The 15067-nt window shown below is 39.3% G+C and carries 14 protein-coding genes; 2 read left to right on the forward strand and 12 right to left on the reverse strand.

The annotated features are described in order from the left end of the window. Positions 1-38 precede the first annotated feature (38 nt). Positions 39-464 carry a hypothetical protein gene (locus HX13_RS12825; protein WP_238555317.1) on the reverse strand — a complete coding sequence of 142 codons (426 nt, stop codon included), beginning with the start codon at positions 462-464 and terminating at the stop codon, positions 39-41. A 384-nt stretch (positions 465-848) separates the two neighbouring features. Here HX13_RS12825 and HX13_RS12830 point away from each other — a divergent pair, with 384 nt between their 5' ends. Next, positions 849-2102, forward strand: a complete 1254-nt coding sequence (locus HX13_RS12830) for a helix-hairpin-helix domain-containing protein (RefSeq protein WP_050021440.1) — start codon at positions 849-851, stop codon at positions 2100-2102. Positions 2103-2277: 175 nt separating this feature from the next. Here the strand turns inward: HX13_RS12830 and HX13_RS12835 are convergent, their stop codons facing one another. The 8 genes from HX13_RS12835 to HX13_RS12865 form a co-directional block, all read right to left on the reverse strand. Then, positions 2278-3501 (reverse strand): hypothetical protein, encoded by a 1224-nt coding sequence (locus HX13_RS12835; protein WP_050021441.1) that lies wholly within the window; start codon positions 3499-3501, stop codon positions 2278-2280. A 166-nt stretch (positions 3502-3667) separates the two neighbouring features. Next, the gene (rluF, locus tag HX13_RS12840; RefSeq protein WP_050021442.1) at positions 3668-4390 is read right to left on the reverse strand and encodes a 23S rRNA pseudouridine(2604) synthase RluF; all 723 of its coding nucleotides are present in this window, start codon (positions 4388-4390) and stop codon (positions 3668-3670) included. Continuing rightward, on the reverse strand, positions 4390-4545 hold the full coding sequence (locus tag HX13_RS22535; protein WP_157837442.1) for a hypothetical protein: 156 nt from the start codon (positions 4543-4545) through the stop codon (positions 4390-4392). Before HX13_RS22535 ends, rluF begins: the two co-directional genes overlap by 1 nt. Positions 4546-4615: 70 nt before the next feature. Next, a complete protein-coding gene (locus tag HX13_RS12845) occupies positions 4616-4885 on the reverse strand; it encodes a hypothetical protein (protein WP_128572406.1) in 270 nt (89 codons plus the stop codon). A gap of 80 nt (positions 4886-4965) precedes the next feature. Continuing rightward, on the reverse strand, positions 4966-5664 hold the full coding sequence (truB, locus tag HX13_RS12850; protein WP_050021444.1) for a tRNA pseudouridine(55) synthase TruB: 699 nt from the start codon (positions 5662-5664) through the stop codon (positions 4966-4968). A gap of 26 nt (positions 5665-5690) precedes the next feature. Next, positions 5691-6509, reverse strand: coding sequence for an undecaprenyl-diphosphate phosphatase (locus HX13_RS12855; RefSeq protein ID WP_050021577.1), 819 nt, complete (start codon positions 6507-6509; stop codon positions 5691-5693). A 96-nt stretch (positions 6510-6605) separates the two neighbouring features. After that, complete coding sequence (locus HX13_RS12860) at positions 6606-6902, reverse strand: DUF3098 domain-containing protein (RefSeq protein WP_050021445.1); 297 nt, start codon at positions 6900-6902, stop codon at positions 6606-6608. Positions 6903-6904: 2 nt separating this feature from the next. Next, the gene (locus HX13_RS12865) at positions 6905-7804 is read right to left on the reverse strand and encodes a cell division protein FtsX (protein ID WP_050021446.1); all 900 of its coding nucleotides are present in this window, start codon (positions 7802-7804) and stop codon (positions 6905-6907) included. Positions 7805-7895: 91 nt separating this feature from the next. Between HX13_RS12865 and rsmA the strand changes: the two genes are divergently transcribed. After that, a complete protein-coding gene (gene rsmA / locus HX13_RS12870; protein WP_050021447.1) occupies positions 7896-8666 on the forward strand; it encodes a 16S rRNA (adenine(1518)-N(6)/adenine(1519)-N(6))-dimethyltransferase RsmA in 771 nt (256 codons plus the stop codon). A 74-nt stretch (positions 8667-8740) separates the two neighbouring features. Here rsmA and HX13_RS12875 read toward each other — a convergent pair whose 3' ends face one another. The 3 genes from HX13_RS12875 to HX13_RS12880 all read right to left on the reverse strand — a co-directional run bounded on the left by HX13_RS12875 (position 8741) and on the right by HX13_RS12880 (position 14985). After that, positions 8741-10969, reverse strand: coding sequence for a choice-of-anchor L domain-containing protein (locus HX13_RS12875; RefSeq protein ID WP_238555318.1), 2229 nt, complete (start codon positions 10967-10969; stop codon positions 8741-8743). A 427-nt stretch (positions 10970-11396) separates the two neighbouring features. After that, a complete protein-coding gene (locus tag HX13_RS24300; RefSeq protein ID WP_238555319.1) occupies positions 11397-11810 on the reverse strand; it encodes a T9SS type B sorting domain-containing protein in 414 nt (137 codons plus the stop codon). A 46-nt stretch (positions 11811-11856) separates the two neighbouring features. Further along, entirely contained in the window at positions 11857-14985 is a 3129-nt protein-coding gene (locus HX13_RS12880) for a choice-of-anchor L domain-containing protein (RefSeq protein WP_238555320.1), read from the reverse strand. Positions 14986-15067: the final 82 nt, after the last annotated feature.

The following is a 15067-nucleotide window of genomic DNA, read 5'->3' on the forward strand; positions in this document are numbered from 1 at the left end:
TTCCCAAAGTTTTCTGCCATAGTTCATCCCCGAATTCATTAATCCTGTACGATCAGCCAGATATCAGAGCCTCCTTTGGAATCGTCCTTTTTATCCAGTCCTTTCCCGGAATAGGAGGTCCCGGCTAAAAGGAAGCCCCCATCCTGTGTGGTTACAGTGGCTGATAAATAATCATGGTTTTGCCCTGAGAAATACTTCTCCCAGACCTGTTCTCCCTGCTGGTTTAATTTTACCAGGTGGAAATCATAGCCATTGTTCTGGCTGGCAGCATTTCCTGTTCCCTGCTTCCGCATTCCTGCCTGAATACTGCTGCCTGTGATAAGGTACTGCTGGTCTATTGTGGTGGTCACCTGGCTTAGGAAATCCTGCGTTGAGGATTTGATGTCTTTCTGCCAGACCACTTCCTGGGCCGGCAAACTAAAAATTATGCATAAGGTAAATGCACTCATGTAGAATTTCTTCATACTTTGTGTTTTTATTAATTTATATTACTATTGATTGCGAATCTACTATTTTTTCATATTTCCCACAATGGTAGATTTATCTATATTTTTCAGATTGAATTTTTATGTCAGTCTGCCTCATCTGTCTCTGTCACAAAAGTAGGGAGGCAAAGCGACAGAACATGTCGTATTATTCAAGTATATGCTATGAAAAACAGATACAATATGTCATGGGTTTCAGAAATTTAAAGTATAATGCTCTTTATGAAAATGAAATAATATGCTATAAAAAAATGCATTCTCATTGTATGTTTTCAACAGGCCGGTTCAAATTACCTTTTATTCTTAATGAGTTTGATTTCAGCTGTTGCACGGCTTTACTTTTATCAATAAGTTTACCTTATGATGAGAAAAAGCTATTTCCGGAAACTGGCCTGTATGGCCATGTTACTGACTATCCTATTAGCCTACCAGAACTACACGAGCAGGGGGAAAGAATCTTTTCCGGATGTAAAGTTTATTATGGCATCGTCCGGGGTCAACAGGTCAGATTTTGATCCTAATACATTAGATGAAACCCAATGGCAGAAACTTGGATTTTCTGAAAAACAGGTTTCCACCATTCTTAAATACAAGGAAATCGTAGGTGGACAATTTATTTCAAAACAGCAATTAAAGAAATGTTATGCAATTTCCGAAGAAAAGTTCGCTGAACTGAAACCTTATATTATTCTCCCTGAAGATGATAGAAAGGAAAAATCTTTATCGCGGACTTTTGAGAAGAAAACTATTACAATTCCGGGAAAATTCAACCCCGACCGGTTTTCGGCCAACGATTGGATAAAAATGGGATTCAGTGAAAGACAAGCAGCAGCTCTCTTAAAGTATAAAAATTACTTAGGGGGAAGCTTTATCAGTAAAGAAAAATTCAAAGAATGCTTTATCATTTCACCGGAAAATTATATCAGACTGGAACCATATCTGCAGTTACCCGAAAAAGTTTCCGGAACTATTGCTGCCAGTCATGCTAAAAGTTCCAACATCCGCTACCGTCCTTTTGACCCGAATACTTTGAATGCGGATGGATGGAAAGCATTAGGGTTTTCAGAAAAACAAGCGACCACTATTATTAATTACCGTGACAGGAACTTGCGGGGAAGTTTTAAAAACCCTGAAGATCTTCAAAAGTGTTTTGTGATCTCTCCTGAAAAATTTGAGGAATTAAAACCATATATTACCATTACCATCAAAGAAGAGATCAGACGTCAGGAAACAGATTTTTCAAAGACGGATCTTAATACGATTAGTTTTAAGCAGCTGCTGGAATTCGGACTGGATGAAAGAAGTGCCGCTTCCATCATTGGTTTCAGAAGAAAACTCGGAGGATTTGTCAATAAACAACAAATACTGGATACCTATAATATTGATAAAGACCTTGTCCAAAAGCTCATTTCAATCTGTTTGCTGGATACATCGGGTGTTCAGAAATATACTTTGACAGATGCTCCTGAAGAATGGCTTAAAAACCATCCCTATTTCAAATATTCTGCTGACAAAATCATATTTTACAGAATTACGTATCCTGATGATAAAAAGATATGGAAGTTTCTAAAGCTAAAACCGGAATATGAGGAAAAAATGAGGTTATATATAAAGTAAGGGAATTAAAAGGCCGGAAGCCGGAAGGAAGAAACTGCAAATTATTTTCAGCTATAATTACTGGCAATTGCTCCGTAATTAAATACTTAAAAAAGATTAATACCGATGTATCCCATAACTTCCAACTTCCTGCTTCCAGCTTTTGCTCCAGCCTCAAGTCAAACCTTCTGAAATTTTAATGATGCATATAATTGCTGGGGCCATTGGTTCCTTCAATGGATTCCGGCAGTATTCCATACCGGGCACGTAGATCTACTGTACCTAAGGTTTTTCCTGTATTGATATCAATAACATTAATAGTTCCGGAGTTTAAGTTGGGGATATTCAATAAGTTATTCTGAACAGCTACCACTTCCTTTCCGGATTTGGTTTTGAAGAAAGCCATATGGTGCGCCCCTTTATCCGCATTAAAGGTCTTCAAGAGTTTTAATTGAGGAAGATAACTCAGGTCAAAGACAAGCACTTTTCCCGGATCAGCAAAACTTACATACAGTTTGTTTGTATCATCAATGTACATTTCAAGCGTCCATCCTAATCCCTGCGTGCTTCCGTCAAACACTTTAGTAAAAGCATCATATTTTTTGGTTGCATCATTATACGGGGCGATCCAGATATCGCCTCCAAGCATTGTTGTAGCAAGAGCATATTGTGGAAATTTTCCACGGAGCAATAGAACCTCAACAGGAGCGGACATATCCGTCGGCGAATCTGCCACCTGGTAGGTTTCCTTCAATTCATAGGTATTCAAATCCAATAAAGTACAGGTATTCCCCATGCCGGTAGTAAGATCAGGATGAATGGTTGACGTTACCATCATTAACCCTTTTTCCTCATTAATCGAAATACCATGCGGATACATGATGAACTTATTGGGATTGGCCTGAATAGGTGCTTTAATAGTTTTGATGAGCTGGTTATTACTGGCATTGAAAACACCTATACTTCCATCTCTCGGGCCTCCGGCCCCACCCATGAAGGTCATAAAATACCTTCCGTCATTGGTGAAAAACAAGTTCTCTCCTACTGTATTCTCACCAGTATCAATAGGGGTGGCACTAAGCAGTTTGGGCTGCCCGTTTTTATCTTCCCCTGTTTTTACCTCATAAAGATAGCTGCCTCCCAATGCGGTTGTGAATAGTTTGTTCGCATTTTGATTATAGTAAAGATGATGAGGGAGTACTCCAACCCCTAATTCAAGCCTGCTGCTGATATGTCCAAAGTTGGGAGCCTCAGGATCCAGCTCTATGACGGCAATTCCATCTGGTAACCCGTTTAAACTTCTATAATCAATATAAAATGAAGAATCGTGGGGAAGATTAGGGTTATGATTGTCATTTTCACAATTGGTGAAAATTAACAAAACAGCAAATAATAAAACCGTGTTTAATTTTATTTTCATGATTTTTCACATTATGGTTATTACTATCATAAATATAATACATTTTAATGAAAAACAAAAAAAATATTACACCAATAAGTGAAAAAATTATCAACAATAACAATCCCCTTTCCGGTTATTTATACCTGAAAGTATGAAAATAAAACGTTAAAGGCTATGATAAGTCCTAGTCAATTGTTTTGGCAGAATCTACCAGTAAAGAGTTTAAAGTGGTAAGCTCTTCATCAGTCAGATCCCTCCATTTTCCAATGGGAAGATCCAGCTTAATGTTCATAATGCGGATTCTTTTCAGTTTTTTTACTTCATATCCAAGATACTCACACATTCTTCTGATCTGCCTGTTGAGCCCCTGAGTCAAAATAATCCTGAAATTCATTTCATCGATTTTTTCAACCTCACATTTCCGGGTTACCGTATCCAGAATAGGAACGCCGTTTCTCATTTTTTCCAGAAATCTTGGTGTAATCGGTTTGTCTACCCGCACCAGATATTCTTTTTCGTGATTATTCCTGGCCCTGAGGATTTTGTTGACAATATCGCCGTCACTCGTCAAGAGAATCAATCCTTCACTCGGTTTATCCAATCTTCCGATCGGAAAAATCCTTTTCGGATGATTGATATAATCCACGATGTTATTTTTTTCGCGCTTGGTATCCGTGGTACAGACAATTCCCACAGGCTTATTGAAAGCGATATATACCGGTTTATCCTGCGGTTCTCTGACAGGTTTTCCATCTACCTCCACCAGGTCCTCATCCGAAACCTTTGTTCCCAGCTCAGGAATCTTCCCGTTAATGGTAATCCTTCCTTCTTCCAGCAATTTATCAGCTGCCCTTCTTGAGCAGTATCCTACTTCTGATAGATATTTATTAATACGTGTCTTTTCCATTAGTCTCTTCCGTAAGCGGTATAATTTTTATTGCTGAAAATGGTGATCCCGTAACTCAATCCTATAAAGAAACCATCGGCCCCATATTTCAGCTTGTGTGATTCCAGAACAATTCCTCCTTCCTGGCTCAGACCTTTTGAATAGGAAACCTGCATTCCTATTCTTCCACCCCAGAATTCGGTATCTGATACGGCAGAATGGTTAAGTTGTTTTCCATAATTAAGATCAATATAGAAAGGGCGCTCTCCGGGCGAAAAAAATAATTTTCGGCTGAATAACCCAGTATATCAAATGGTAATTATCCTGTACAAAACTATATTTAATTCCCGTTCCGACAGCAAAGTTAGGAAGAAAATTATACCCTCCAATAGCGGTAATCCCGTATGTAAATTTACCTAATACGGATTGGGTCTCAATATACTGCGAATGGGAAGGTTCAGATTTTTTATTAATATTAAAACCCAGGTTAAGGGATGGATTAAAATAAAAATCCATTTTTCGTTTCTTCTCTTCCTCATTTTGTGAAAAAACACAGATAAAAGCAAAGCAGGTGAAAAACAGGGATAAATTTATTTTCATAAGCTTTCAAATCTAAAATCATTATTCAAAAACTGATCTGTAGCATCTTCTATTTTATAGTCACCAATTTTAGTGCGCCTCAGCTGTGTTAAATATGCTCCTACCCCTAAGTCCCGGCCTATATCATGGGCAAGGCTTCTGATGTAAGTTCCTTTTGAGCAGCCTACTGTAAAGCTTACCAGCGGAAAGTTGATTTGAATATCTTTGATATAATGAATGGTGGTTTTTCTGGATTTCATTTCCACTTCTTCTCCTGCTCTTGCCAGATTATAAGCCCTTTCGCCATCTATTTTTATCGCAGAATACACCGGGGGCTTTTGTTCGATTTCTCCCACAAATTTTTCCAGGGTCTCTCTTACATCTTCTTCTGTAACCCCTGAAATATCCTGATGAAGAATTTCCGGTTTTTCAGTATCATAAGACTCTGTCTGTACACCGATCTTAATTTCCGTCCAGTATTCTTTGGGAGCGTCCTGGATTTCCGGAATATTTTTGGTGAATTTTCCACAGCATACAATAAGTAATCCTGTAGCTCTGGGATCTAACGTTCCCGCGTGACCTATTTTAAATTTTTTAGGAAGGTCAAACTCCCTTTTAAGTTTATATTTCATTTTATTGACAGCCTGAAAGGAAGTCCAGTCCAGGGGCTTATCCAATAAAAAAACATATCCGGATTTTAATTCTTCGGCAGTCATGAATGGAAATATGGGCTATTTACCCATTATTTAAAGAAATAAAAATAAATTAACAGAGCCACTCCAACAAAGATACGATACCATCCCCAAGGTTTGAAACCATATTTATTCAATACTCCGATGAATGCTTTGATCGCAATGAGAGCAACAATAAATGCTACGATATTTCCTACGATAAAGATCATAATATGATCCTGAGAAGCCATAATCATTTCGTAGCCTTTCTGCGGTGTAGCAGTTTCTTTTCCCCAGGTTTTAACAAAAACAGAATAAACGGTTACTGCCAGCATGGTAGGTACTGCCAGGAAAAAAGAAAATTCTGCTGCGGCTTTCCTGGTGAGCCCTTGGGCCATACCCCCAATGATAGAAGCTGCACTACGGCTGGTCCCCGGCATCATCGCAAGACACTGCCAGAATCCAATAGTCACCGCATTTCTTATGGTAATTCCTTTCTCGTCATCAATTTTAGGATTTTTGAACCATTTATCAGCAAAGAGTAGAACAATTCCTCCCAATACCAGCACGGAAGAAATAGCGATCTGATTCCCCAAAACAGCTTCAATTTTATCATCAAATAAATATCCCAGCACCAATGCCGGAACCACTGCAAAAGCCAGCTTAAAATAAAACTGAATATTATTTAAATCAAAAAACTTTTTCCAGTACGCTACCACCACTGATAGAATTGCCCCGAATTGAATAGAAACCTGGAACATCTTTAAAAATTCTGTTTCTTCCAGCCCCATCAGGCTTGCTGTAAATCCCATGTGTGCGGTAGAGGAAATGGGAAGGTATTCCGTAAGTCCTTCTACAATGGCAATAATAATTGCTTTGATTAAATCCATATTTTTTTTCAAAAATTTAAAAGATTAAGAGATCCGGAAGTTTAGAATACTTCACTCTACCCTTCTCAATCTCTTAATCCCTAAATATAATTTGTATTATTTTCTTTTTAAAATAGCATATACTTCTATTGCAAAACCTATCACTACAAATAATGGTGCAATCCTGATCCTCCTGACGGAAAAAATATCATCATTCCATGAATTGGGATCAAATTTACCATCTACCGTATTGGCGTCAGGTCCCATCATCAGAAGAAAACCGACTACGATAAATGCCAGGCCGATCAGCATCCATTTAAAGTTCTGCTGTCCGAAATAGAATGTATTTTCCTGTGGGACTTCAGTTTCTTTCCCAAAGTCTGAAGCGGAAAATTTATTTGTTTTTTTGCTCATTGTTAAGAGTAATATAAGTCGTCAACGTTTGATCTCAGGAACCTCCATGTTGCAATAATGGTACTTAGAACAGTAATAAAAATTCCAACTCCAATCACCAGTAATACCAGCCACACATATTGTTGGTTATCCTGTACAAAGGCCGATCCAATCTGGTTGGTAAAATAATACCAGACACCAAATAATGCCAAAAGGCCTATCAAAGCTCCAATAGCTCCTAAAATTACAGCTTCAATAATGAAAGGCTTAAGGATGAATCTTCTTTTGGCCCCCACCAGCTGCATGGTTTTAATAATAAACCTCTTTGAGAATATTTTGAGGCGGATAGAGTTGTTAATCAATACCACAGCCAATACCAGAAATAAAATGGAAAATCCTAAAATCCATTTTAAAATTCTGCTCAGGTTATTGTACACATCCACCATCAGGGTACTATCATTTTTAACATCGATAATCCCCGGAACAGATTTGATTACTTTAATTGCTTCATCGATCTTTGCGGGATCCACATATTCAGGTTTTAAAGCAACTTCAATAGAAGAAGGGAAAATATTTTCTTCAAATAAAGCATCACTATCGATTCCCATACTCTTTTTGGCTTCCTTGGCAGCCATACTTCTTGAAATATAGGTGGCTTTTTTTACAGGAGCTAACGTCTGTACCTTTTTAAAAGTTTCTTCCTCTAGTTTTGCAATTTTTACAGAATCTTTAGCATCATAATTTTCGTCAAAGTAAGCATTCACTACCAATTGTTCTTTGATATAGTCAGAATATTTCTGGGCATTGATTAAAATAAGCCCCATCAATCCTAACAAAAATAACACTAAGGCAATACTTACCACAACCGTAATATTGCTGGACCGAAGCCTTTTCTTGTTAAATTCATCTACAGATTTAGCCATTAATATTAAAATTTTTGGCTAAAATAGAAAAAAACTTCCGAAATTTGGGACGAAATAAAGAAAATCACTGTTAATAAAATCATAAAAAACTTTGAGTGTAAAAGCAAAAAAACATCTGGGTCAGCACTTTCTGACCGATGAAAATATCGCAAGAAAAATCGTTGAAGGTCTTAGTTTTGAGAACTATAATAATATTATGGAGGTAGGCCCTGGAATGGGGATTCTTACCAAATATCTTATTGAAAAAGATCAGAATATTTACCTTGCAGAAATCGATACGGAGTCTATCGAATACCTGAAAAAGAATTATCCCAGGATTACAGAAGAAAGTTTTGTAGGAGATTTTTTGAAACAGGATTTCAATTTTGTTAAAGATGGGCAGATGGCCATTATCGGTAATTTTCCTTATAATATTTCTTCACAGATCCTCTTTCAGATTGTAGATCATTATGAACTGATTCCGGAGATGGTGGGAATGTTTCAAAAGGAAGTTGCCGAACGGACGGCAGCCGTTCCCAGGACTAAAGATTACGGTATTCTTTCTGTACTGATCCAGGCTTACTATGATGTAACTTATCTGTTTACGGTTCATGAGAATGTTTTCAATCCGCCTCCGAAAGTAAAATCAGGAGTTATCAGGCTTCTCAGAAACCCTAAAGAAGGGCTGGCCGGTAATGAGATTCTTTTTAAACAAATTGTAAAGGCAGGATTCAACCAAAGGAGGAAAAAGCTTTCAAACGCCTTAAAAATCCTGAATATTCCTGAAGTTTTGAAAACCCATGAATTTATGGATAAAAGGGCTGAAGAACTTAGTGTCCTGGATTTTATCCGTTTTGCCAACCTATGGAAAGAAAATCAGTAAACCCTGAATCCACAAATGAAAAACAGAGGCTTTCAAATCATTTGAAAGCCTCTGTTTTGTTATAGATCGTACTATTATTCCCTGTTTTTCAGCATAATCCATCCGGACCAGTTCATCTGAGCTTTTGATTTAGGGTAATCAAAATTAAACTTGTACCAGTATGTAGCTGTAGGCAGTCTTTTTCCTCCTACTGTTCCGTCCCAAACCGGATTTTCTTTAGAGAACCTGAACATTTCCACCCCATATCTGTCATAGACAGAACCTGAAAAGTTATTGAAACGTCCAAGAGCTTTAAGGTCCAGAACATCATTAATTCCGTCCTCATTAGGGGTAATTACATTATTGATCTGTAAAGTAAAGAAATCAAGCGATCCCACGCAATGGGTTCCCACCCTTCTTACCAGAATAGTATAGTTTGTATTATCCAAAAGCCCTGAAAACACATTAGACTGCTGCCAGACAATTCCATTATCAATAGAATATTCCAGAGTGCTTGGCGTATTATTCATAGGAGGATTCTCCGCAGTAACCGTTAATGTTTTTTTGATACTTTCATAATTAAGGCCGGTGATATACGGAGTCGCCGCTCCCATTACTTTCACTGAAAATTGTTTTTTACAGAACCCGTTATCAATTTCCACGGTATAGATTCCCCATTGATCTACCTCTATTTTTTGTGTGGTAGCTCCGGTGCTCCAGGTATACTGATAATTAGGGCCGGCTCCGGCATCCAATGTAACCTTATCTCCCAGACACATTTCAACATCGGTAAGAGGTGACTTGATTTCAGGAGTAACTTCTATTCTAATGGTTGCAGGATTTAATGATCGACAACCTTTTTCTCCGATAGCATATACCGTAAATGTTGTTGTCTGGTGCAGCGTTACAGTTTGTGTATCTCCTGTACCCGGGAAATTATTCCATAAATAGGTATTTCCTCCGCCGGCAGTAAGGGTAACAGACTCTCCCGGGCAAACTTTAATTCTGGAAGATTTTAGCTCTGCTGTAGGAGTAACTTCTTTAAGTAATTTCAGTTCTACCAATTTACTGCAGAAAGCTCCGTTCGAAACTACCACATAGATGATCTGTCCATCAGTTCCATTATAGTTTAATATGTTCTGAATGTTGTTATTATTTTGTGCTACTGCATCTGCCTGGTTTTCATAAAACTTAAATACCGCTCCCGGCGTCGGGCTGATGGTCTGCATGATTGTGCTGAAATCAAAGGTCGTAATATCCGGAGTGGTACAGAGGAGCAAGGTAGCATCCTGTGCCTGTGGGGTGGTTCCTCCGTGAATCTGTACAGAGGCTTTACCCGGGCACGGATTCCCCGGCACACTTACTTCAATGGTATATGTTCCGGGTTGAGTGGCTGTTATTACATTTGTAGTAGCACCTGGAACAGGCGTACCATTATAATACCATTGGTATAGCAGATTCGGATCACTTACAGAAGCAGTGATCACCTGAGGAACATTGTCACAGACATTAATATCGGAAGGCAATGTCGCCCCGCTCGGATCCAAAAGTTCTACTCCGATATTAAAAGAGCCTCCTTCTAGGAATACGGCAGAATCATAATTGGTATCACTATAGTCTGCAATCACCATTTTAAAGTGATATTCCTGTCCTGCTACCACCGTAGCTGTGGCCGTAAGCGGAACTGTTCTTCCGTTAAAATTAGTTTCAATATTCGCTGTGTTATAGCCTCCGAAATACTGTTCGTTCACAGCAGGGCAGTTTACAAATCCTGTAATGGCAGGGTGGATATTGGTAATACTTACCGGGCCCGCACCATTAGGCAGTACCGCCATATTGGTATAAGGTCCTCCGGAAGTAGGTCTGAGTAATATGGCAAAGGCATCCGCATAGCTACACGGATAAGAATCTGAATATTCTTCAGATGCCAGTATATAGTTAAATTTAATCTGAGAAGTCGTAGGAACAAAGTCAAATTCAAGCAATACGGCATCATTTAATCTGTTGGCCGCTACGCCTACAGCTTGCGCCAGATCTGCATCAGAACCTCCTCCATTGCTGTCTCCAAGGTGATCCTCAATGGTATTACCTCCTCTCCTTGCATATCCTGTAGAAAGTATAATCCCGTCCTTGAAGGGAAAATTAGTGGCGGCTTTGTGAAAATATCCCCATGCCCTGTCTGCTTCACCTACTGCCTGATTAGGAGTAATTTTTACATTGGATACACTGGGCGTCACACAGGTATTGGTTCCTGATGATATCAAAACATCTTTTACCAGTTTGTCTATAGTATAAGCCGTTTCAGCATACCCCGGAGCATTCACGTCAATAAAGGCTCCTGCTCTTCTGGAGGTAGCGCTGACTGCTTTTTCCTTAGGATTTTTTCTGGGGGGAAGGTCTTGTGAAAACAGAGAAGTCGAGACGACTAAAAAAAAATAAATAAAGCGGTAGGTATCTTCTCATAATACTTTTGTTTAAACAAATTTAATTTTTTTTTAAACATATTACACACATATTTGATTTTTTTACATCAAAATAATAAAATTTTGAACTTTTATAACAAATTCGAATAAAAATAATCTAAAATTTTCTGATAATCCGGAAAAATCTCTGGCAGTAATACACTCATTTTTAACAAATTTATCATGTTATGACATCAATTCATAAAAATAGCTAGTGTTTTATTCTTAAAACCACAAAATCTTTCATTTCTGAAAGATTTTGTTAATTATTTTTTATTTAAAAAAGTATTTAGTTTCTATTTTTTAATAATATCCAGCCTGAACGCTGTTCCAGTTTCTTGCTTGCCGGATTCTCCCACTGCACCCTGTACCAGTAAGTAGCAGTAGGCAGGTTTAATCCTTTTAATGTTCCTCTCCATATCACATCCGATTTGGTTGCTTTGAACACTTCTGAACCATACCTGTCAAAAACAGAGGCAGCAAAATCCTTATAACCACTGATTCCCGTAAAATCTATAGTATCATTTATTCCATCCATATTAGGAGTAATAACATTACTGATTACCAATGTAAAATAATCCAGCGGTGTGCCGCATTTTGCATCTTTTACCCTTACCATCAGATGATACATCATATTATTGAGAACCCCATAGAATACATTAGATGGCTGCCATGTTGCTCCTCCGTCTATTGAATATTCCAAGATACCTCCTGTTGGATTACTTGCATAAAGGGTGAGGGTATTATTCTCAAATACAACATTGGTAAACTGGGGAAGTTCCGGGTTGATCAGTTGTGCCGAAAACGTTTTTGGAACAAACCCCGTTACTGATGGTTACACTATAAGTTCCGGGAACATTTGTTGTGATGGTCTGAGTTGTAGCTCCTGTACTCCACAGGTAAGTGTAATTTGTTCCTGCACCCGCATCCAGAGTGGCATTATCTCCTGCACAGGCATACACATCCGTTAATGTGGAAACAATAGCAGGCACTACTTCTATAATAATGGTAGCAGGATTCACAGAGCTACATCCGTTTCCTCCCAATGCATATACTGAATACTGTGTAGTCACTGTAGGGGAAACTACCTGAGTATTTCCGTTTCCGGTAAGCCCTACCCAATTATAGGTAATACCACCGGTAGCAGTAAGGGTAACAGATTCTCCTGCACAAATTTTTGATTTGGAAGCAGCGATTCCCGCAACAGGAGGTCCCACCTCAACGGTAACGCTAGCCGGTGTTGCGGAAATACATCCATTAGCACCTACGGCATATACGGTATATACAGTGGTAGAGGTAGGCGAAACCACTTGAGTGTTTCCATTTCCGGTAAGCCCGTTACCCCAATTATAAGTTGCTCCCCCGGAAGCGGTTAAGGTTACTGATTCTCCCACACATATACGAGGTTGTGAGGAAACAAGCGCAGCAACAGGTGCTACCCTGTCTTCGTTTACTGTAACGCTTGAAGTATAAGTACAGCTTACATTACCTGGCTGAGAGACATTGGTAACGGTAAGGGTGTAAGTGCCTCCTGCATTGACTACAGGAGTAAGGGTATTTCCGCCAGACACTATATTTCCACCTGTTGTAGCCCATGTTATGGTAGATCCCGCAGGAATTACAGAAGCCGAAGCATTCAGGGTAATCTGCGGTGTTGTACAGGTAATGGTCTGTGGTGCAGCTATTGTTAATGTAGTGACAGCTGTTCTCAACAGCTGTAAAGAGACTACATAGCTACATCCTCCGTTGCTTACCAGAACATATATGGTTTGGTTACCCGGCGGCGAGTATGCTGTAGGATTGGCAATAAAGTTACCATTGGCAGCATTGGCATCAGCTTGATTGACATAATAAGTAAAAGTCAGCCCTGTTGAAGTAGAGATTTGTGTTTGTGCTTCTGTCAGGTCATATGTCAGGCCAGGCGCATAGCATTTATGCAATATTGCGTTTTGTGCGGTAAATGGTTGTGATACTTCTATAGTAATGGTTGCCGGATTTTGGGAAACGCATCCATTTGCTCCCACTGCTGTTACCGTATAGGTTGTTGTTGCTGTAGGGGAAACTGTTTGGGTATTTCCTGTTCCCGGAAGCCCCGTCCAGTTATATGTTGCTCCTCCGGATGCTGTTAAGGTCACAGATTCACCATTACAAATTTTAACTTTAGTGGCCGTAAGTCCTGTTGTCGGCGGAGCACTATCCCCTGTTACGGTAACCGTAGCAACAGCAGTACAGTTAAGATTTCCAGGCTGATATGTGTTTGATATCGTTAAAGTATAAGTTCCGGGAGCATTGATGACAGGGTTTAGGGTTGTTCCACCGGAAACAATATTCCCTCCCGTGGTTGTCCAGTTAAATGTAGCTCCGGCTGGATAAACGGAAGCAGAAGCATCCAGAGTAGTCTGTGAGTTGGCACAGGTCAGAGCTGTTGGAGGAGCGATAGAAGCTGTCATTTGCGGAGCTTTTATCAGTTGCAGTTCGGCTACTTTTGAGCAGAATCCGTTTTTCACCAAAACATATACGGTTTGTCCTCCCGGGCTTGGGTACGCTGTAGGATTGGGAATTGTATTGGTATTTCCGGCATTGGCATCTGCCAGCGTGGTATAATAGGCAAATGTAGCCCCGGCAGTTGTACTTATAGCGGCCTGTGCCGATGTTAAATTAAAGGTTGCATTCCCGGCGGTATAACAAGCTGTCAGGCTCGCGTTCTGAACTGTAGGGGAAGTACCGCCTACTACGGTAATAGTAGCTTCTCCCGGACATGTATTTCCCTGAACATACACTTTCACAGAATATACACCCGGCTGTGTTGCCGTGTAACTGGCGTTTGTGGCACCGTTAATCGGTGTATTATTCAAATACCATTGATAAGTAATATTGGCTCCCTGTACTGAAGCTGTAAAAGTCTGAGGTGCATTATCACACATATTTACAGAAGCCGGAAGCTGTACTCCGGCTGGATCCAGAATTTTCACTCCTATATCGAATGACCCTGCTTCCAGAAATACAGCAGAATCAAAGTTGGGATCCTGGTAATCTGCAAGGACCATTTTAAAATGATAGGTTTCCCCCGGAATTACGTTAGCCTTTGCTGTCAAAGGAATGGTACGGCCATCATAATTGGTTTCAATCTGCGGATTGTTAAACCCTCCAAAATAAGCTTCATTTACAGGTCCGCAACCGGTAGGTCCGGGAATAAACGGGTGAATATTGGTAACACTTACTGCACCTGCACCTCCCGGGAGTACTGCCAGATTAGTATAGGTAGGATCTCCGACCTTTTTTAACAATAAAGCAAAACCGTCTGTAATGGTACAGGGAAAACTCTGTTGATATTCTTTAGAAGCAAATAAATATTTGAATGTTATTTCAGTAGAAGCTGCCACAAAGTCAAACTCTATATAGGTAGCATTTTTCAGCTTATTATTAGGAATTCCCAGGGCTGTAGCAAGGTCTACATCTCCTCCGGATCCCAGATCATCACTTAAATTTAAATTAAATGAATTTCCTGCTTTATTAGCATATCCCGTAGAAAGAATAATCCCTTTACTGAAAGGAAAATTAGTAGTAGCTTTATTGAAATATCCCCAGCTTCTGTTCTGATCATTTGCAGGCAGATTGGGAGAAACAGTTACGTTACTTACATTGGAAGTGGCACATCCGCCTCCGGATATAAGAACATTTTTAACCAGTTGGGTAATATTATAACCAGATTCGGGATAGCCGGCTGCATTCACATCAATAAAATCCGTGGCTCTCCTTGATACAGAACCGTCAGGTTTGGCCACCTGTATTCTCTCTCTATCCTGAGAAAAGACAAAGTTCCCGATAAAGGCAAAAAATAAGATTAAAAATAAACTTCCTGTCCTCCTATTTAACATTTTATATTATTTTAAACAAAAATACTATTTTTTTTGATTGAAATTCAGCCTATCACAATTTACATTATTACTAACGCAAATT

The organism is Chryseobacterium sp. P1-3, assembly GCF_000738495.1.
GTDB lineage: Bacteria > Bacteroidota > Bacteroidia > Flavobacteriales > Weeksellaceae > Chryseobacterium > Chryseobacterium gallinarum.